The 19,138-nt window shown below is 61.6% G+C and carries 18 protein-coding genes and 2 pseudogenes; 14 read left to right on the forward strand and 6 right to left on the reverse strand.

Features of this window, described 5'->3' with window-relative positions; genetic code table 11:
* The 14 genes and pseudogenes from ACP7C5_RS18405 to ACP7C5_RS18470 all read left to right on the forward strand — a co-directional run.
* Window positions 1-634 (forward strand): annotated as a pseudogene (locus ACP7C5_RS18405) (Ti-type conjugative transfer relaxase TraA); the annotation flags it as partial.
* An 8-nt stretch (window positions 635-642) separates the two neighbouring features.
* Window positions 643-1,338: a DUF6118 family protein gene (locus ACP7C5_RS18410; protein WP_426265384.1), complete on the forward strand. Its 696-nt coding sequence runs from the start codon at window positions 643-645 to the stop codon at window positions 1,336-1,338.
* A gap of 7 nt (window positions 1,339-1,345) precedes the next feature.
* Entirely contained in the window at window positions 1,346-1,690 is a 345-nt protein-coding gene (locus ACP7C5_RS18415) for a transposase (RefSeq protein ID WP_426265418.1), read from the forward strand.
* Window positions 1,687-2,787 (forward strand): NAD(P)-dependent alcohol dehydrogenase, encoded by a 1,101-nt coding sequence (locus ACP7C5_RS18420; RefSeq protein ID WP_426265385.1) that lies wholly within the window; start codon window positions 1,687-1,689, stop codon window positions 2,785-2,787. Before ACP7C5_RS18415 ends, ACP7C5_RS18420 begins: the two co-directional genes overlap by 4 nt.
* 76 nt (window positions 2,788-2,863) lie before the next feature.
* Window positions 2,864-3,679, forward strand: a complete 816-nt coding sequence (locus ACP7C5_RS18425) for an SDR family oxidoreductase (protein ID WP_426265386.1) — start codon at window positions 2,864-2,866, stop codon at window positions 3,677-3,679.
* A gap of 40 nt (window positions 3,680-3,719) precedes the next feature.
* On the forward strand, window positions 3,720-3,878 hold the full coding sequence (locus tag ACP7C5_RS18430; RefSeq protein WP_426265387.1) for a hypothetical protein: 159 nt from the start codon (window positions 3,720-3,722) through the stop codon (window positions 3,876-3,878).
* On the forward strand, window positions 3,854-4,414 hold the full coding sequence (locus ACP7C5_RS18435) for an aldehyde dehydrogenase family protein (RefSeq protein WP_426265388.1): 561 nt from the start codon (window positions 3,854-3,856) through the stop codon (window positions 4,412-4,414). The genes ACP7C5_RS18430 and ACP7C5_RS18435 overlap by 25 nt, the downstream gene beginning before the upstream one ends.
* Window positions 4,354-6,258 carry a putative bifunctional diguanylate cyclase/phosphodiesterase gene (locus ACP7C5_RS18440; RefSeq protein ID WP_426265389.1) on the forward strand — a complete coding sequence of 635 codons (1,905 nt, stop codon included), beginning with the start codon at window positions 4,354-4,356 and terminating at the stop codon, window positions 6,256-6,258. Before ACP7C5_RS18435 ends, ACP7C5_RS18440 begins: the two co-directional genes overlap by 61 nt.
* An 11-nt stretch (window positions 6,259-6,269) precedes the next feature.
* Complete coding sequence (locus tag ACP7C5_RS18445; protein ID WP_426265390.1) at window positions 6,270-6,713, forward strand: BLUF domain-containing protein; 444 nt, start codon at window positions 6,270-6,272, stop codon at window positions 6,711-6,713.
* Window positions 6,714-6,788: 75 nt separating this feature from the next.
* The gene (locus tag ACP7C5_RS18450) at window positions 6,789-9,122 is read left to right on the forward strand and encodes a putative bifunctional diguanylate cyclase/phosphodiesterase (RefSeq protein ID WP_426265391.1); all 2,334 of its coding nucleotides are present in this window, start codon (window positions 6,789-6,791) and stop codon (window positions 9,120-9,122) included.
* Window positions 9,123-9,186: 64 nt separating this feature from the next.
* Entirely contained in the window at window positions 9,187-9,516 is a 330-nt protein-coding gene (locus tag ACP7C5_RS18455; protein WP_426265392.1) for a transposase, read from the forward strand.
* On the forward strand, window positions 9,513-9,860 hold the full coding sequence (tnpB, locus tag ACP7C5_RS18460) for an IS66 family insertion sequence element accessory protein TnpB (RefSeq protein WP_426265393.1): 348 nt from the start codon (window positions 9,513-9,515) through the stop codon (window positions 9,858-9,860). Before ACP7C5_RS18455 ends, tnpB begins: the two co-directional genes overlap by 4 nt.
* Before the next feature lie 59 nt (window positions 9,861-9,919).
* Window positions 9,920-11,548 (forward strand): IS66 family transposase, encoded by a 1,629-nt coding sequence (gene tnpC, locus ACP7C5_RS18465; RefSeq protein ID WP_426265394.1) that lies wholly within the window; start codon window positions 9,920-9,922, stop codon window positions 11,546-11,548.
* A 2-nt stretch (window positions 11,549-11,550) separates the two neighbouring features.
* Window positions 11,551-11,754 carry a hypothetical protein gene (locus ACP7C5_RS18470; protein ID WP_426265395.1) on the forward strand — a complete coding sequence of 68 codons (204 nt, stop codon included), beginning with the start codon at window positions 11,551-11,553 and terminating at the stop codon, window positions 11,752-11,754.
* Window positions 11,755-12,417: 663 nt separating this feature from the next.
* On the opposite strand, the gene ACP7C5_RS18475 is transcribed toward ACP7C5_RS18470, so the two are convergent.
* From ACP7C5_RS18475 to ACP7C5_RS18500, 6 genes and pseudogenes are all read right to left on the reverse strand, one after another.
* On the reverse strand, window positions 12,418-12,975 hold the full coding sequence (locus ACP7C5_RS18475) for a recombinase family protein (RefSeq protein ID WP_426265396.1): 558 nt from the start codon (window positions 12,973-12,975) through the stop codon (window positions 12,418-12,420).
* Window positions 12,976-13,211: 236 nt separating this feature from the next.
* Window positions 13,212-13,904: a hypothetical protein gene (locus ACP7C5_RS18480; protein ID WP_426265397.1), complete on the reverse strand. Its 693-nt coding sequence runs from the start codon at window positions 13,902-13,904 to the stop codon at window positions 13,212-13,214.
* 29 nt (window positions 13,905-13,933) lie between these two features.
* Window positions 13,934-15,514: a putative bifunctional diguanylate cyclase/phosphodiesterase gene (locus tag ACP7C5_RS18485; RefSeq protein WP_426265398.1), complete on the reverse strand. Its 1,581-nt coding sequence runs from the start codon at window positions 15,512-15,514 to the stop codon at window positions 13,934-13,936.
* 243 nt (window positions 15,515-15,757) lie between these two features.
* Entirely contained in the window at window positions 15,758-16,729 is a 972-nt protein-coding gene (locus ACP7C5_RS18490; RefSeq protein ID WP_426265399.1) for an ExeA family protein, read from the reverse strand.
* Window positions 16,729-18,365: pseudogene (locus tag ACP7C5_RS18495) on the reverse strand (IS481 family transposase). Before ACP7C5_RS18495 ends, ACP7C5_RS18490 begins: the two are co-directional and overlap by 1 nt.
* A complete protein-coding gene (locus tag ACP7C5_RS18500) occupies window positions 18,365-19,009 on the reverse strand; it encodes a recombinase family protein (RefSeq protein WP_426265400.1) in 645 nt (214 codons plus the stop codon). The pseudogene ACP7C5_RS18495 and the gene ACP7C5_RS18500 overlap by 1 nt, the downstream one beginning before the upstream one ends.
* Between the last annotated feature and the right edge of the window lie 129 nt (window positions 19,010-19,138).

Genomic DNA, 19,138 nt, shown 5'->3' on the forward strand with positions numbered 1-19,138 from the left:
GGCGCGGGGCATGTTCGACGGGTTCCGGCCGAAGCCGGCGACCGGGAAGGTGACGTTGCCCGAGCGCGTTGCGCCCGATCGGCCGCTGGCGCCCTCGCAGGCCCGTGCGATCGAACGCTACGCGCGCGCCGGAGCCGATATTGGCCGGATGCTGGAGAAGGGGTTGCCGATGCTGGCGCATCAGGAACAGGCACTCGCGAAGGCGGGCGATGCGCTCGATCAGGTGCGGCCCAATGGCGCACGCGACCTCACCAGCGCGATCGAGCGCGACCCCCGGCTCGCGCGCGACGCGGCCGAGGGCAACACGGGCGGCGCGGCGAAGGCGATGGAGACAGAGCGCCAGGTCCGCACCGACCCGGAGAAGCGCGCTGGCCGATTTGTGGAGCAGTGGCAGGGCATGAAGGAGGCGCGCGCCAGCATGGAGCGCGTCGGCGATCGTGCCGGCGCGGAGAAGCTTGGCAGGCGCATGGAGGGTATCGCGGGTGGGTTGCACCGCGACCCGCAGCTCGAATCCGTGTTGCGCGCCCGCGCGCCCGAGCTGGCTTTGAGCATGGAGCGGGGCCGGTCGATCGGCCAGGAGCTGGCGCAGTCCGTCGCGATCGGGCGCGACCGTGATCGCGGCATGAGCCGGTAAGGGAAATGATGGACGACGATATTCAGGACGGCGACGATCCAGTAGAAGCGTTCGACCGGTTGCGCGCCGTGATAGAAGGCCAAGATCGCGAGCTGGCGTTGCTACGCCGTGCCGTGGAGGGCTTGGCCGTCGAGCGTGGCTCAATCGACGTGCTCGACTACAGCGAGACGCTTGGCGTGCTTCAGCAGGGCGTGGACGGCGCGACCGGGCGGCTCGACCATATCGGCAAGATGCTTGCTGCGGCCCCGGTCATGGCGATGACGCCCGAGCAGATGGCGCAGCGGATTGCGGCAGCGGGCAACGCCGCGCGGCGCGAGGATCAGGCGGCGCTCGCTACCGCGCGCATGGGATTGGAGGAGGTGACGCGGCAGCTCCACGGCCATGTCGTATCGGCGCGGCGAGGCAACGAGCAGAACAAATGGCTCGCTTGGGTAGCGATCAGCGCGACGGTGTTCGGCATTATTGTGTGGGCGGCGTTTGCCGGACCGATCGCGCGCGCCGTGCCAGAGGGCTGGCATTGGCCCGAGCACATGGCGGCGCGGACGCTGGATCGTCCGATGTGGGATGCAGGGCAGCGGATGATGAATATCGCTGCCCCGGAAAGTTGGCGGGCAATCGTCGCCGACGACAAGATTGTGAGCGGGAACCGGGACACGATCGATGGATGCAGCGAGGCGGCGGTGAAAGCGCGTGAGCCGCGGTGATTATTCCGTGGCATTTATAATCCGGGGCCGAGGCGACGCCGCGCAGATCGCGTGGCGAGGGTATGGCGGGTGCCACCATGACGCTCACTCAAATGCGCACCAAGATTCTGAGCGGGGTATCCTGGCGATCATCCCGCCCAAGGCCAATCGCCGTGATCCCGCCCCGTGCGACTTTCGCCGCTATCGCGATCACAACCACGTCGAGCGTCTTTTCAATCGTCTCAAGCAATCGCGCCGCATCGCAACGCGCTATAACAAAATCGCCGCATCGTTCCTCGGCAGGGCTTGCTCGGATCCGATTCATCGGATGGGCGTTAACTCGATGAATTTCGAGAAGGATTGTAGGACATGATAAAAGCGATAGGCTATGCTGCCAAACATTCGTTCAGCCGGCTGAAGGCACTTGAATTTGAACGCGATGAGGCGGGTGCGGACGAAATTGAGATCGAAGTCTTGTATTGCGGCGTTTGCCATTCAGACATCCACCAAGCTGAGAACGACTGGGGCAACACGGTGTACCCGTGTATGCCGGGCCATGAGGTTGTCGGTCGCGTTACGAAGGCTGGTACGAACGTCACCCTCCACAAGGAAGGCGATCTAGTCGGCGTTGGCTGCATGATCGATAGCTGCCGTGCTTGCGAACCATGCCGCGAGCATGAGGAACAATATTGCGAGGGGCCGAACAGTTGGCTGGCCACCTACAATGGTCCGATGAAGCCAGTCGCCCAGGCGAAGACCGGCCAGAACATGTATGGCCGCGACAACACCTATGGCGGTTACTCGAACGTCTTAGTCGTGAAGGCGGACTTCGCTCTCAAAATCCCAGCGTCGATCCCGGTCGAGGCGGCTGCGCCGATCCTGTGCGCCGGCGTAACCACCTATTCGGCGATGAAGCACTGGAACGTGAAAGCCGGACAGAGCGTCGGCGTCGTCGGTTTCGGTGGGCTGGGTGACATGGCGGTCAAGATCGCCAAGGCGATGGGTGCCGAGGTAACGGTGTTCACGACCACCAAGGAGAAGATCGCCGAGGCGCAGAAGCTGGGCGTCCAAGGTGTTGTTGAGGGCGATAAAGATACGTTCGCAGCGCTTGCGGGCAGCTTCGATTTCATTCTTTCAACCATTCCGGAGAAACATGAGGTCGATCCATTCGTGCCGCTGCTGAAGCGGAACGGAGCCTATGTCGCCGTCGGCGCGATAGTGCCTATGGCGGGTTACGACAATCAGCCGCTGATCATGGGTCGCAAGACACTCGGAGGATCGCTGATCGGGTCGATTGCCGAGACGCGGGAGATTCTCGATTTCTGCGCCGAACACGGCATTGCGCCAGAAGTGCAGGTGATCTCCATTCAAGAGATCAACGAGGCCTACAAGCGCGTGAAGGAAGGCGACGTTCGCTTCCGCTACGTCATCGACGTCGCCAGCTTGCGCCAGGAGATGGCGGACGCCTGACGGGCTGCCGGCCCTCAATTAAGACTGGCACGTAATCACGCTCGCAGCGGATCGCGTGCCGTCAGGAGGACTAAACATGGCTGAGAAAATCTGGTTCGTAACGGGCGCGTCGAAGGGTTTCGGACGCATCTGGACCGAAGCTGCACTGAAGCGCGGCGACAAAGTGGCCGCGACCGCGCGTCACATCGGCGATGTGCGGGACTTCGCCGAAACCTATGGCGACCTTGCCCTTCCAATCGCGCTTGATGTGACGAATCGTGACGCGGTATTTGCCGCAATCAAGCAGGCCCATGAACATTTCGGACGGATCGACGTCGTCATTAATAACGCCGGTTACGGCCTGTTCGGCACCATCGAGGAGGTGAGCGAGAAGGAAGCCCGCGCGCAGATCGAGACCAATCTGTTCGGTGCGCTCTGGGTGCTACAGGCGGCGCTGCCGATTATGCGTGCGCAGGAGAGCGGTCATCTCCTGAGCGTATCGAGCATCGGCGGCGTTTCCGCATTTCCGACCGTCGGCCTCTATCACGCGTCGAAATGGGGTCTTGAGGGACTCAACCAGGCCCTGGCACAGGAAGTCGCCGACTTCGGCATCAAGGTAACGCTGATCGAGCCGGCCGGCTATTCGACCGACTGGGGCGGCAAATCAGCCGCGCATGCCAAGGAAATTGCGGCGTATGAGCCGGTCCGCGAAAAGCGCAAGGACATGAACAAGGACCGCAAGCAGGGCGACCCGCACGCGACGCCAGACGCGATCCTCCAAGTGGTCGATGCAGAGAATCCGCCTCTGCGGTTCCTGCTGGGCAGCGTCGGCCTGCCGCTCATCAGGAAGGATTATGAGAACCGTCTTGCCGAATGGGACGATTGGAACGCAGTTTCGTCGAGAGCCGAATAACCGCCTCTATTCCGTGCCCCGGATCACAAGGGAAAACCCGATGGCATACCGCAGTATCAATCCCTTCACCGAAGAACTCGTGAAGGACTATCCCTCTCATACCGCCGAGCAGGTCGAACAGGCGCTGTCGGCGGCCGACGCGGCATTTCGCGCGACCCTAACTGGCGCGGCAACATGGACCGCCGTCTTGGCGTGCTGAGCAAGCTGACTGGCCTGCTGAACGAGCACGCCGACGAGATCGCCACGACCATGGCAATCGAAATGGGCAAGCTGATCGCCCAGGGGCAAGGCGAGGTGAAGCTGTGCGCCGGCATCGCCACCTATTATGCCGAACATGCCAGGAACATGCTTAAGCCGGTTTCTTACCAGTCGCGGGCCGGTGACGCCTGGGTGGAGCACCACCCGATAGGCGTACTGGTGGCGGTCGAACCATGGAATTTCCTCTTCTACCAGCTCATCCGCGTCGCCGCGCCCGCGATCGCGGTCGGCAATTCGGTGCTGATCAAGCCCGCCAGTATCGTGCCCGGTTGTACGACAAACCCTCAAAAACATGTTCTCGCACATCCTACCAAAGCGACAGGGTTTGTCGATCTTTATGAGCCGAGGCGGGTGTGGTTCGGCGAAAGCACAGGCCCGAGGGTGTCGCCTATCATGTATTTTCCGCCGCTCGAACGATGCGATCGGATTTCCGTTTCTCCGTTGAAATCGGCCATTTCAAGAAAATCGAATTGGTAACAGGTTTTGTAGATATCAGCGCTAATTGGCACGGTTCCGGGTTGATCCATGTTCGCGAATATATCACGTTGCTAGTAGGGAATTTTTATCACTTTTCTCCGATAATCGGTCGTATGGAAACCTATTTTCTTCGCGCGTCTGCGGACACTGCTGGCCACCCGTTGCCCTCGATCCAGGATGATCAGGAGCCGTCCGATATTGGGCCCCGAGAAATTATAAGAGCGGCATTTCCGCGTAGTGCGGCGCTGCCGGAGATGGCGACTGCTGTTTTGATCCTCGATGAGGACCAACAGGTGGAATATTGCAACACCAGTGCAGAAGCGCTGTTCACGCCCGTCGATCCAGTCGGTTGCACGCTGATCGCTTTGCTTACCAGCTGTAACGCGACCGGCGGGGAGGATGTCTTTGCAGCAGTCGACGCTGGCGCGGAGCCCGCGCCGACGCGACTACGGTTGGCAGATGATCGGCTGCTCGATTGTACGGTGCGCGCGCTGTCCAGCGGCGGTTTCGTCTTGAGTATGGACGATGTCACGACCTATGTCCGTAATGCCGAATTCGCTGAACGAGATGCGCTGACCGGTCTCGCCAACCGAAAGGCCTTTCGCGAGCGTCTGGTCGAACGGCTTGCCGCTGCCGCGCGAGCCGGCCAGACGACCGCTGTACTCTACGTCGATCTCGATCGCTTCAAGGCTGTGAATGACACGCTGGGGCATCCGGTAGGAGATGCGCTACTGCGCAAGGTCGCCGAACGGCTGACAAGTGCCCTGCGCGCTGGTGATTTGGTGGCACGCCTCGGCGGCGATGAGTTCGCGATCATCCAGTCCGACGCGCTTCAACCGGCCGCAGCGACCGCACTCGCGACCCGCCTCGTTGACCTGATCGGGCGAGCTTATGCGGTCGAAGGTCATGTACTGCATATCGGCGCCAGCGTCGGTATCGCGATCGCGCCCGACGATGGCTACGAGCCAGATATCCTCCTAAAGAACGCAGACCTGGCGCTTTACCGGGCCAAGGCCGAGGGGCGCGGCTGTCATCGTTTCTTTGAGCCAGGAATGAACGAGCGGATGCAGGCTCGCCGATCGATAGAGGTGGACCTGCGGCGTGCTTTGGCACTCAAGCAATTCGAACTCGTCTATCAGCCGCAGTTCGACATCGCTACGAACCGGCTCACCGGCTTCGAGGCTTTGATCCGCTGGCACCACCCCGTCCGTGGCCTCGTATCACCTGGAGACTTCGTTCCGCTTGCCGAGGAAATCGGTATTATTCCCGCGATCGGGGAATGGGTGCTGCGTACCGCGTGTAAGCAGGCGGCGTCTTGGCCGGGCGCGATATCGATCGCCGTCAATCTGTCGCCGTTGCAGTTCCGTGGTGGGAAGATCCTGGAAACGGTGGTCTCGGCCCTCGACCAATCGCAGCTTCCGGCCGAGCGCTTGGAACTCGAGATTACCGAAGGTGCATTGCTGGATAATACAGATGCCGCATGGGACGTGTTGAACAGGCTGCACGGTCTCGGCGTATCGGTATCGATGGACGATTTCGGCACCGGCCATTCGTCGCTCAGCTATCTGCAGAAGTTTCCGTTCGACAAGATCAAGATCGACCAGTGCTTCATCCGCGATATTGATGCCCACGCTGATCGCCGGGCGATCATTCGCGCTGTGAACAGCCTTGCCAAGACGTTGCGCATGAAGACGGTTGCAGAAGGCGTCGAGACCGATGCCGAACTTGCCTGTATTCGCGCCGAAGGCTGCGATGCAGTGCAGGGGTATCTGACCGGCCGGCCAATGTCCGCAGTCGATGCGATGGCGTTGCTGGCGCCCGAGCAAATTGCCCAAGCTTCCTGAGGAATCCCGAGATGTCCGAACCGCTTTATCGCCTGGTCTATTACAGCCGCAACGCCATCGTAGGTGACGAAGCCACGTTGGCAACCGCGATCTCGTCGATCCTGACCAAGAGCCAAGTCAACAATGCGAAAGTCGGTGTTACCGGAGCGCTAATGTTTAACGCCGGCTGTTTTGCGCAGGTACTGGAGGGTTCGCGGTCCGCGGTCGAGCGCGTGTTTGAACGCATCCAACAGGACGAGCGACACGGTGACGTCTCCTTGCTGGCCTTCGATCCAACGCCTTCCCGCGTGTTTGAAAACTGGTCGATGGGTTTCGTCGGTGCGTGCGTGGACCACGCGGTACGCTACGGCACGGTGGGACCACAAAGTGGTTTTGACCCCGCACGTATGACAGGCGATGCACTGTTTGAGGCGCTGCATACACTGGCGCTTGAGGAAGAACGTACGGCGTACTGAAGGCGTGGCGAAGCAATGTAGATGCACGGTGCACATGCTGGCGCGTGACTTTTTGCGATTTCGGAGATCTGACCAATGCGAATGCATCTGCCAACGGATTGGACGAACGATGCAACGGCTGTTCCAGTAGGCTATATCCTCGGCTTCGGCACAGCCTCGTCATATCAACGTGTCGCAGATGAGGCCGCACGTGCGGCGGGCTGCGTTGCCGCGTTCGTATGTCGGATTGAGGATGGCGTGCTCGTGGTGATCGCGCAGGGCGGCGACAGTACTCCGATCGATGCCGTTCCCCGGCTTGGGCCAAGGCCACTTCGTCACCGGTCAGGCGACACGGTAGTGCAGACGATCAGCCCGATCGACGACAAGACGCTGGATGACAATCTCCATTTCTCAGGTTTGGCGGCAACGACGCTGAAGTTCGCAGCGGTTACCGGCATTGTATGTGATGGGGGTGGATTACTCATCGTCGTACATAACGAGCCGCGGCCCCTGCTGAACGCTGCCCAGACCTACGTCTTACGCGCCCACGCTGCGCATCTGGCGACACTGTTCGAGGTCGAGCGGCTGCGCGTCATCGTCGATGGTGCGGACTGTGCCGATCAGCGCGAACGCGTGGAACGCCTGCGGCTGCTGGAGTCTGTTGCAGTACATGCGCGCGATTCCATCGTCATAACCGAAGCCGAACCGGTGAACCTGCCGGGGCCACGCATCCTCTATTGCAATGCCGCCTTTACGCGCGCGACGGGCTACGACCCAGACGAGGTCATCGGGCGGACGCCACGCCTGTTACAGGGCGAAAAAACGGATCCAACGTCGAGAGCCAGGCTTCGTCAGGCGCTCGAAGCCTGGGAGCCGATCGAGATCGAAATGATCAACTACCGCAAGGATGGCACCGAATTCTGGGTCGAATTGAGCATTGTACCTATCGCAGACGAGCGCGGCTGGTTTACCCACTGGGTCTCGGTCCAGCGCGACATCACCGACCGCAAGGATGCCGAGCAGCTCGCATCGCGTATCCGCCTTGCCGAATTCGAAAACGAAGCACTGGCATGTGAGATTAAGGAGCGCAAACGGGTCGAAGCTGAGCTGCTTTATACCGCGTTCCATGACAATTTAACGCGCCTTCGCAACCGCGCGTTCTTCATGGAGCGGTTGGCAGCAGCCCTCGACCGATGGCGAAAATCAGAACACGGTACCTGTTCGGTACTGTTCCTGGACCTCGATCAGTTCAAGGTTGTCAACGACAGCCTTGGCCATATCGCGGGCGACGCACTACTCCAGGAAATCGCACATCGGTTAAAAGGGTGCGTTCGGCCGCAGGATACGCTTGCGCGCATCGGCGGCGATGAGTTTGCGGTGCTGATCGAGGACGCTGACGACTTGGCCACGCCGGTGTCGGTCGCCGAGCGGATCATCGGGGCGCTGCGCCCACCAATCCAATTGGGTCGCCAGAGCGTTTTTCCGTCGTGCAGCATCGGTATCGTCGAAGCCGCTGATAGAGCCGCAGTTCCCGAAGATCTCATCCGAGATGCGGACATCGCGATGTACGAGGCCAAACGCGCAGGATACGGCGATTACGCGATATTCAATGCCTCGATGCACGACAATGCGATCGCGCTCCTAGCGCTTCAGACCGATCTGCGACACGCACTTGACCGGGGCGAGTTCAGCCTCGTCTATCAGCCGATCGTCAATCCGACGACGAAAACGGTGGACAGCTTCGAAGCATTGCTGCGTTGGGAACACCCGGAACGTGGCACGGTATCTCCGACCGATTTTGTACCGGTCGCCGAGCAGATCGGGCTGATCCGGCGGATCGACCGCTGGGTAATGCGCGAAGCGTGCCAACAACTGAAGCTTTGGCAGGTCGAGTTCGCGCAGCCAGATTTGCGTATGAGCGTCAACACATCGGCAGCCGAATTCGTCGATCCCGGTTTCCTTGGCGATCTGGATCTTACTTTGAAAGATTTTGACCTTCGCCCGACCTGCCTGGAGCTTGAGATCACTGAAGGTATTTTCCTCAATCCCTCACCCTACATCGCTGAAACAATCGCGCGCGTGCGCGAATTGGGCGTTCGCATAGCACTCGACGATTTCGGCACCGGCTATTCTTCTCTTAGCTACATCAACCGCTACCCGATCGACACGATCAAGATCGATAAATCATTCATTGACGGATTGTGCGAGGACGCCAGGACCGCTGCGATCGTGGAGTTGATAATCAAGCTGGGCGCCGCTCTTCAGGTTGGGGTCATAGCCGAGGGCGTAGAGACCATGGATCAGGTGGTGATGCTGGCTAAGATTGGCTGCGACGCCGTTCAAGGGTATTACTTCGCTAAGCCACTGCCACAAGCGGAGGCAGAGGCGATTTTGGGTACGCCTCCGGTGAGGGCCGCCTTGCTGGATTGATCTGATATTCGGAGATGGCACCGGTGCAAGCGCTGGTGTTTGCATCGGTACTAGAGACGGTGCGATGGGTCAGGTGACGATAATGTCGGGCGTTGAACGCCGGCGGATGTGGACGGACGAACAGAAGCAGGCACTGGTGATAGCGGCGTTTCAGCCCGGCGCGAACGTTGCCGAGGTTGCCAGGGATGCCGATGTTCGGCCCAGCCAGATTTATCGCTGGCGTCTGCAGATGTTTGGCGCAGGTAAAGGCTTTGCAGCTGTAACCGTCCATCCCGAGCCATCGCCGCCGACAGGGCCGGTGATTGTCGTAGAACTGGGCAGCACGATCGTACGAATATCGGCGGATGCGTCGCCCGACCTGACCGCCGCGGTTTTGCGGTCGCTGCAGCGGTGATCCCGGTCCCGTCGGGCGTTCGGATATGGATTGCGACCGGCCATACCGACATGAGGAAGGGCATGCGATCGTTGGCGCTGCAGGTGCAGCAGAGTTTCAGGCGTGACCCTCATGCTGGTGACCTTTACGTCTTCCGCGGTCGTCGCGGCGATCTGTGCAAGATCCTGTGGCATGACGGCATCGGCATGTCGCTCTATGCCAAGAGGCTTGAACGGGGGAAGTACATCTGGCCCTCTGCGGTGGACGGCGTGATCGCCATTTCCGCATCGCAGCTGGCCTGCATGCTCGAAGCTATCGACTGGCGTAATCCGCAGGCAACATGGCGGCCAACAGTAGCAGGATAAAGGGCCCGGATGGCGTAAAAAGCTAGAGATTCCGGTGCTTTTCTGTTATGCGATCTCCCATGGGGAACGCATCGCAAGCGGATATCCAGAAGCTTCGCGCGGCGCTCACTGCAGCGGTGGCACGCGCGGATCTGATCACCGCCGAGGCTGCCAAGGTCAAGGCCATCAATGCCGATCTCGAAGCCCGCAATGCCCTTCTCGAACTGCAGAACGAGAAGATGCGGCGGGCGCTTTATGGCCAGCGTTCCGAACGCAGCCGGCATTTGCTCGACCAGATGGAGCTGACCTTCGAGGAGTTTGAAGCCTCGGCCAGCGAGGATGAAGCGCTGGCTATGCTGGCAGCAGCAAAGACAAGTGTCGCGCCATTCGAACGCCAGCGCCCGGCACGCAAGCCACTGCCAGCGCATTTGCCGCGTGAGCGTGTTGTCATCCCCGCGCCTCAAAACTGCCCCTGTTGCGGTTCGGGCACCCTGTCGAAGCTGGGCGAGGATATCACCGAGACGCTCGAAGTGATCCCGCGTCAGTGGAAGGTGATCCAGACCGTCCGCGAGAAGTTCTCCTGCCGGTCATGCCAGACGATCACCCAGCCACCGGCACCCTTCCATGTAACCCCGCGTGGCCTGTTCGGCCCCAGCTTCCTGGCGATGATGCTGTTCGAGAAGTTCGGCGCGCATCAGCCGCTCAACCGTCAGCGCGATCGCTATGCGCGAGAGGGCGTCGATCTGAGCCTTTCCACGCTGGCCGATCAGGTTGGTGCCTGCGCCGCTGCCCTGCAGCCGCTGTATCGCCTGATCGAGGCGCATGTCCTTGCCGCACAGCGGCTTCATGGCGACGACACGACCATTCCCGTGCTGGCGCGCGACAAGACCGATACCGGACGGATCTGGACTTATGTCAGGGATGATCGACCGTTTAGTGGACCGGCACCGCCGGCGGCAATCTTCCATTACTCCCGCGATCGACGGGGTGAGCATCCCACGAGCCATCTCCATGACTATGGCGGGATCCTGCAGGCCGACGCCTATGCCGGTTACAACGCGCTGTTCCGTGCCGGTCGAACCCCAGCACCACTGACGCGGGCGCTGTGCTGGGCGCATGCGAGACGCTACTTTTTCGTGCTCGCCGATGCCGCTGCCCAGCTTAAAAAGAGGCGCAGGACGACACCCGTCGTAGCGCCGCTGGCGGTCGAAGCGGTGCGACGTATCGATATGATCTTCGACATCGAGCGTACCATCAATGGCAAGTCAGCCGATGAGCGCCACGCCATCCGCCAAGAGCATAGCGCGCCATTGGTCGGGGATCTCGAGGGCTGGATGCGCAAGCACCGCGCGCAGCTGTCCCGCAACGCCGAGGTCGCCAAGGTCATGGACTATATGCTCCGGGACTGGCCGGCCTTCACCGCCTTCCTCGACGATGGCCGCATCTGTCTGACGAACAATGCAGCAGAGCGCGCCCTGAGAGGTGTCGCCCTTGGAAGAAAGGCCTGGTTATTCGCCGGTTCCGATCGTGGCGGACAGCGTGCCGCCTTCATGTTCAGCCTGATCGCCACAGCCAAGCTCAACGATATCGATCCGCAGGCTTGGCTTGCCGATGTCCTGGCGCGCATCGCTGACATCCCGCAGAACCGCCTCCACGAACTGCTCCCCTGGAACTGGCAGGGTGCCGACTTCCAGCGAAAGGCCGCCTGATCATGGCTGCGCCAGGCTATGTCTTTACCATCGGTTATGTCGCCCGGCAGCTTGCCATCGACGAGGCCACCATCGAAGACATCGCTCTCGAAATGGAGCCCGAAGATGGCTGCCTCAGCATCATCAGCGATGACTCCGGGGAATCCATCACCGCCTTCACTCAGTTCGGCATCGATAATCTACAAGAGCTGCTGGCAGACCGCTGAGGCCGGCGGCCTTCACCGGATGCGTACGATTTTGGCAGAGGCCCTGAACTTTAGCTGACAGTAATCGCCATATTATGACGAAAATAATGGTGCGTGACGCTTTCCATCCGAACCGCTTTTGAGACTGCTATGCAGTCCCCAATCAACGGTCCCATTTGAGAAGGCCGACCCGCCGTCGCGGGCCCATACCGAGCGCGGGCACCGACATCGTCGTAACGGCGCGTCGCGCGTCGCGCGTCGATCCGCTAGAGCGCGTTAACATCAAGTCCTTTGAGGCGATACAAGCGGTTGATAAGGCCGTTATCGGCCCAGTTGCGCTCACCTTCGAGCGTATCGTTCTGAGCTGCTGCCGGTCCCATGGACACCAAGTTAGGCTACATTGGCCTGCTTCTCAAAGTCCATGGGGCTGAGATAGCCCAAGGTCGAGTGGATGGGGCGGTGACAAAGCAGGCCATCGGAACGCCGGCGCGGTGCTGAGCGTGGCGGAGTAAAATCCGGCCGTTGGTAAGGCTGCTTTTTTTGGGAGCGGCCGGATGTGATCGACCTCTACCAGTGTAACGACGCAGGCATTGAGCAGGAAACGGTGCGCTTTTCCCATCGCTAGAATCGGCGACTTCAGCTTTCCGTTCTCGAAGCGGCCATTCCACTCTCCGCCAGGATCGGCTATTCAGCCTGCCTTCGGTACAACCGCGATATTGTCGCCTGATCGACACCTAGCAAAGCGGCAACAGTACGCTGCGTGTCGCCAGCCGCAAGCCGCTGTAGCGCCTCAGTCTGCTGATGACGAGTGAGGGCGGCACGTCGGCCGAACTTCACGCCACGGGTCTTAGCCTGGACCCTGCCGGCAGCGGTGCGCTCGGTGATGCGCTGACGCTCATAGCTCGCCGCGATCCCCAACACGGCAATGACGACCTCGGCAAATTGCGAGGTGGTGTCCACCATCGGCTCCGCGATCGAGCGGAAGCCCGCACCGGCCTCCTTCACCGCATGGAGGATGTTCAACAGGTCGCGGGTGTTGCGCGCAAGGCGATCGGTCGCCGTCACCATCAGCACGTCGCCAGGATCGAGCGCGCCGATCGCGCGCTTAAGCTGGGGCCGCTCGGCCGTCGCGGCGCTAACCTTCTCCCGATAGATCTTCGTGCAGCCGGCCGCGTCGAGCTGAGCGAGTTGCTGCGCCAGGTCCTGCCCGTTGGATGAGACGCGCGCATAGCCGTAAATCATGCTCTATTGTGCATCGGATTTCTGCATCATGGAAGTGCGCGGAATCCCGCCATTTTTAGATTGATGCAAAACCTTTGAATTTTGCATCAACGGATGACCGGGGTTTGGTGGACTGCGGTCGGGCAGCTTTGGGAGATGACTCGGGAAAGCGGCCACTCGCATGAGGCGAGGGGCGAGCCGTTTTGACCTTCAGAGCCACAGCGTATCGCGATCTCGAAAAACTCCAGGCCTGCGCCTTAGAAGGAAAACTGTGCGAAAATTCGCGGGCCTGATCCAGCCCCATCGCCGCGCAGCCGCTGAAGCCAAGCGAGCCCGAGTTCGGCCTGCTTCCCGCCAATCGGCAGCTCGGCGGTCAAGCTCGGCCCGGCATAATGCCGCCCCTCCGGCGCTAATTCGGTTGCGCCGTCCAGCAGCTTGAGCTGTCCCGATGCCTCGATCCCCAGCCACGTCCCACCACCCAGCGATCGCTGGACTGAGGCCGCATAGGCAAGGCTCGTCCCATCGGAACCGTCCTCGCGAGCGTTGCGCAGGATCAGATTGCCCTGCCACCACCAGTCGTCAGCCCGCCGCTCGACCATCGCGCGAGCGTCGACACCCTTGAAGGTGCCGTCGCGTCCGATCGACGCTTGCAACTCGATGCCCAGTCCGACCGGTCGTTCGTCGGGATCAATCGCGCGGTACAGGAGAACGGGGCCGAAGGAATCGAACAAAAGGCGGTCGTGCGGCCCTTGGAACTCAGCCTCTGCGCCCAGCACCAGCGGACCAAACACGCCCACCAGTAGCTGGGCGCTCTGATTGCCTGCTCCGCCGAAGGCACCATAGTATTCGGCCTGCCATTCACCTCTTCCGGGCTCAATTTGCTCGATCTGCTCGGGCCCTCCCTGCGCCCGGGCGGGGCTTGCCACGAATAATATCGCAGCCAGCAGCATCCATACCCCGGCTAGGGGAGCGCACGCGATTATCCTGCGCTCCGCTTCGCCAATTCGGCGCGAGCGTCGTCGTTGACAACCATGCGCGCTGCCTCACTGGCTGGGACGGGCCGCCCGAACAGGAAACCCTGCGCGTGCTCGCATCCGAGCACCCGCAACGCATCTGCTACCTCGGCCGATTCGACCCCTTCCGCCGTCACCGGCATGCCGAGCGCCATGCCTAATCCCGCTACGGCGCTGACGATCTTGCGGCTCTCGGCTGTATTCATCGACTGCACGAACGAACTGTCGATCTTCAGATTGTCGAACTTCAGTTCGCGCAAGTGCGACAAGCTGGAATAGCCTTTGCCAAAATCATCCAGCGCGATGCGTATGCCGATATTCTGCAACGATGCGAACACCGTGGCGGCGTGCTGAATATCGTCGATGATCGCGTTCTCGGTCACCTCGACGATCAGCCGCTGAGGCGCAAAGCCCGTCTCCTGAAGGACCGCGAGCAACCGAGCCGCAAACCAGCTATCCTTGAGTTGAACCGGAGAGATGTTGATCGATAGCGACGTGTCCCAATGCCAGTCACGCGCGGCGATGCAGCCCTCGCGCAGGATTCGGTGCGACAACGCGTCGATCAAACCCAAATCCTCGGCGATGGGGATGAACTCGTCTGGAGAAATCGTGCCGCGCGTCGGGTGGTGCCACCGCGCCAACGCCTCAAACCCGACAATTCGATCGTCGGCGAGCGAGATTACGGGCTGAAAATACGGCGTTATGTCGCCGGTCGTGATTGCCTCGCGCAATTCAGTTTCGAGCATCGCGCGCGCGCGCAAGCGCTGGTCCATGTCAGCGTGGAAGAAGCAGTGGGTGCCCTTACCCGTCCGCTTGGCGTCGTACATCGCGACGTCCGCCACCCGCAGCAGGTCGTCGCCAAGCGTCGCGTCGACCGGCGCGCGCGCGATGCCAACCGTTGCGCCCAATTCGAGCAAGCGCCCGCCAACATCATAGGGTACGCTTAATGCGCGGATGACCTGAATCGCCGTCCGTGCCGGCGCGTCGGTGCCCGGTTCCTGCAGTATCGCCAGTACGAACTCGTCCCCGCCTACTCGTGCTACCAGCCCGTGCGCGCCTGCGGCACGCTGCAGCCGAGACGCCACCTCCACCAGCACCGCGTCCCCGGTATCGTGCCCGTACACGTCGTTGATCGGTTTGAAGTGGTCGAGATCGACCATGAATACCGCGCATTGGCTCGTCGAGCTGCGCGCCTCCTCGAGCAGCGCCGGAAGCTCGTCGTGCAGCACCCGGCGGTTGGCCAGGCCGGTCAGCGGGTCGTGCCGAGCCAGCGACAGCGCGTGCGCCTCTGCCTTCTCTCGCTCAATCATTTCACGCGCGAGGTCGGCCGCACGCCGGATCGCCAGCACCAGCGCACCGATTCCGCCGAAGAACAGCACAAAAAAATATTCGTCTAGCTGCCAGCTTTCGTGTTTCGCAAAAAAAATTGCCATGCGTTCAAACGCGTTGATCCTGTCGAACAAGAGGCCGAGCGCAATGGCCGTGCCGATGCAGATCGCTATTTCAACCGGCTGGATCAAATTAACTCGTCCGATGTACCTCTTCATTAGAAATTCCTGGAAACCAACCTTTATTATTCGCTCTCGACTCTTAAGATATCGTCACTAGGTGTAGCGGCTCGCAATGATGATCGCCTGGAACTGCAATAGAGGGGTCTTTCCCGTTCGAATTGTGTGAGACGCTGGCGATCGGCCAGCGCACGTTCAGTGAGACGCAAATTACATTCGGTGCGACGGACGCGAGATGTTCACCGAGCGGCGCGGGATCGCGAACACAGCGATCAAAAGCGATCAAAGCGGTAATCCTGCCGCGCGCATATCGTCGGTCAGCTCGCGTGCGCGAGCCGGATCGAGGCCGCCCCGGAGCAGTTGGCGGATTTCCGCCGGCTTGGCGTCGAACTGATCCGCCAAGCTCTTCATATCGTAACCGTGGCGGGTAAGCTGGGGTTCGAGGTCATCGATCTGGCGCGATAGCACGCCCTCGACAGTCGCGGCATCGATCGGTTTCACGCTGGCCTCGAACCCGGCTTCGAACGCGCGGACGAGATGACGGCCGATCTGAAGCGGGGTCTTGAGCTTGGCGGCGAGCAGGATCGTGGCGTCTTCAGTCAGCAAGGCATCCGGTTCGATCCCCGGCGACAGCGCAGTTCGCAGCGCCCAGTCGATATAGTCGCGCTGCCGGTCGCGCAGGCCACCGAACTCAAACACAGTGGTCCGATCACCGATTTCCTCCATCAGCGGGCGCTTGAGATCGTTGCGCAATTTGGGATGGCCGACGAGGATCACGGCCAGTTGACCGCCGCCCTCGGTGACAAGCTCGACGAGGCGCTTGAGCGCGGTCAGTGTCTTGGGGTGGAGATCGTGCGCGTCATCGACGAACAATGCGACTGGCCGCTTGGCCTTGCGGAACAGCTCCTGCAGATCGCGTTCGCGACGCTCTGACTGGCTGGGGATCGAGACGGTCTTCTCGGACGACAGGTCGTAGAACAGGGCCGCGACTAGCAGCGGCACCGATATCTTGGCCTTTTCCAGGCTGAGGGCCCGCGACACGATCACGCGCCCCTCGCGCTCCAGTTCTTCGCGCAGTCGCCGTGTCAGGACGGTCTTGCCCGAACCGATGGTGGCGGTGAGCGCGATCAGGCGTCCGCCCGTGATTGCCGTCTTTAGATCATGGGTAAGCTGGGTATGATGCTCGGTCTCGAAGAAGCCGAGATCGACCGAGGGCCGTGCCAGTCCATAATAGCGCATCACCTCGGTCTGCATCAGCCGCTCCGTCTATGACCGGGCGGGAATCGCCTGCGGATTTCATCCATCACCTCTGGCTTGGACAGTGTGCGCGCGAGCAGGGCGCCGATGAAGGCGCGGTCCTCTTCGCAAAGGCCGCCAAGCGGCAGGCGCAACTCCTCGGATATGGCGAAGGTGAGTTCGGCGAACGGGTCGGGATCGGCGAATGGCCGGACCGGCACAGGCGCGATCTCATCAGCAGGCCTGCGGCCGATCACCACGATATCGTCTTCGCCCGTGAGGACCGAGCGGGGAATCCCGATCCTCGTCGCCAGCGCATCGACCCGATCCGCGCGGACCTCGCGCCGGCTCTTGCGATGCTTGCGATAGCGATGCAGTGGCACCGGCCCCCCGACCGGATCGAACGGACCGTACCGCTCCTCGCCATGTTCGACCCATAGCTCCTGGTCGAACAGTCCCCACCAGACAACGACCGTTTCGCCGGCCACTTCGGACGTGACCTCATAGGTGACGCCAGCCACGGTCAGCCGGCAGTCGAGGCCGACCTTGCGGCGTTCGGGCTCCCGCGCGAACGCGCAGTAGCGTTCCCAACTGCACATGGCGCGAATGCCGCCCTCGGGCAGATGGCCGAGCCAGTCGTCGATCCGGGAATGCGGCTCGCGACGATGGTCGCCGCTGTTGTAGGTGGCTATGTAGCGCGCCAGCCAACGATTGGCCTCCTGTTCGCTGGCGGGTTCGTGAAAGTGATACAGCGTCTCGTGCGCTTCCTTGACGGTGCGGAACGGTCGCTCGACCTTGCCCTTGGCGCGCGCGGTTGTGCGGCGTCCATCCGACCCTGCCGGCATGTGCGGGGAGACGGTGATTCCGAGACATTCCATGACCCGCTTGAATACGCTCGATTTGCCGACCGGACCGCCATCGATCTGGATGTTCTCCGGAATGCCCTCGAACGGATTGTCCTCCTTCGGTGCCATCGCACGGAACAGGAAGCGCAACGCCGCCTCGGCATCCTCGCCGTAAACCAGCGCATATTCCTGATAGACGACGCCTGACCGGCATCGACGATCGAGAACAGCATGAGCGTTGGCGCGCCTTGCCGGTCCGGATCGACCCAGGTCGGAACCTTCAACTGCTTGAGGTCGGACGGACTCATGTCGAAATGCCAGAGCATGTTGGCACGTTCGGCCTGGTAGCGCACCGCAGTCGGCTCGCGCGTCATGCGCTCGGTATCGTACCCGCGTTGCCGCACGTGCCGGTTAAGCGTCGAGGCCGCCAATCGCCCTGGCGGCAGCTTCACCAGACCACGATCGGGGGTCTCGACGCCGTGATCGGTGACGATTTCGAGGATACGCTTCGTTGAAAGACGACGCCCCTGCCGGTTGGTCGTGCGGCTCTTCATCGCCGCGACGACCTCACACCACCATTCGATCTCATCGGGAGGCATGGTGCGCGACAGGCCTCGATCGGCGCGATGTGCGTCCTTGGGCCGTCGCTCGCCGCGCAGCAGCCGGTAGAGCGTGGCGCGGCTGATGTCGTAGAGCTCGGCCGTCGATGCCATTAGAGGCTGTCGCTCCGGATGCCTTGCCGGCAGCGCCGCCAACCGACGCCGGAGCATCACGATCGCCTCAATGGGGACCGTGATGCCCGCGCTCATTACGCGGCCTGGCTTTGCAATTGCCGGGTTGGGCCAGCGTCGAGCAACGCCTGTCCCGGTGCCTTGGGGGTGCCGTCGCCGTTGACGTACACATAGAGCGTGGTGGTCGTGATCCCGAGGCGCTTGGCGACATCGGCCGCGACCGCACCCCGATCGGACATTGCCGCCATCGCCATCGTCAGTGTGGCCCGGTTCATCTTCCGCGGCCGACCGCCCATGCGACCACGCGCTCGTGCTGCCGCAAGGCCGGCATGGGTGCGTTCGGCGATCAGCTCGCGCTCGAACTCGGCGAACGCCGCAAAGATGCCGAAAGCGAGACGGCCGTTGGCAGACGTCGTGTCGATTTGCGCGCCCGCACCCGCCAGCACTTTCAACCCGATCCCGCGCGACCGGAGATCCTCGGCCGTCGTCACGAGGTGGCGCAGATCGCGGCCGAGCCGGTCGAGCTTCCAGATGACGAGCGTGTTGCCCGGCTGAAGCGCCTTCAGGCAGGCGAGCAGGCCCGGCCGCGCATCGTGGCGACCCGATGCCATATCCTCATAGATGCGCGACGGATCGATGCCGGCCGCGAGCAGCGCGTCGCGCTGCGGTTCCAGAGTTTGCGTGCCGTCCGACTTGGACACCCGGATATAGCCGATGAGCAATGCATACCCCGCCAGAAAAGACCACCGGCATGGTGCAAGATGGCGCTGGTTTTCGCAACGGGTTTTCTTGCTGTTTTCGGATTGCCAGGACCGGCATTGTCAGACCGCGAGAAAACCGCTCGTTTTCCT

Source organism: Sphingomonas sp. PWP1-2 (assembly GCF_049898305.1).
GTDB lineage: Bacteria > Pseudomonadota > Alphaproteobacteria > Sphingomonadales > Sphingomonadaceae > Sphingomonas > Sphingomonas glacialis.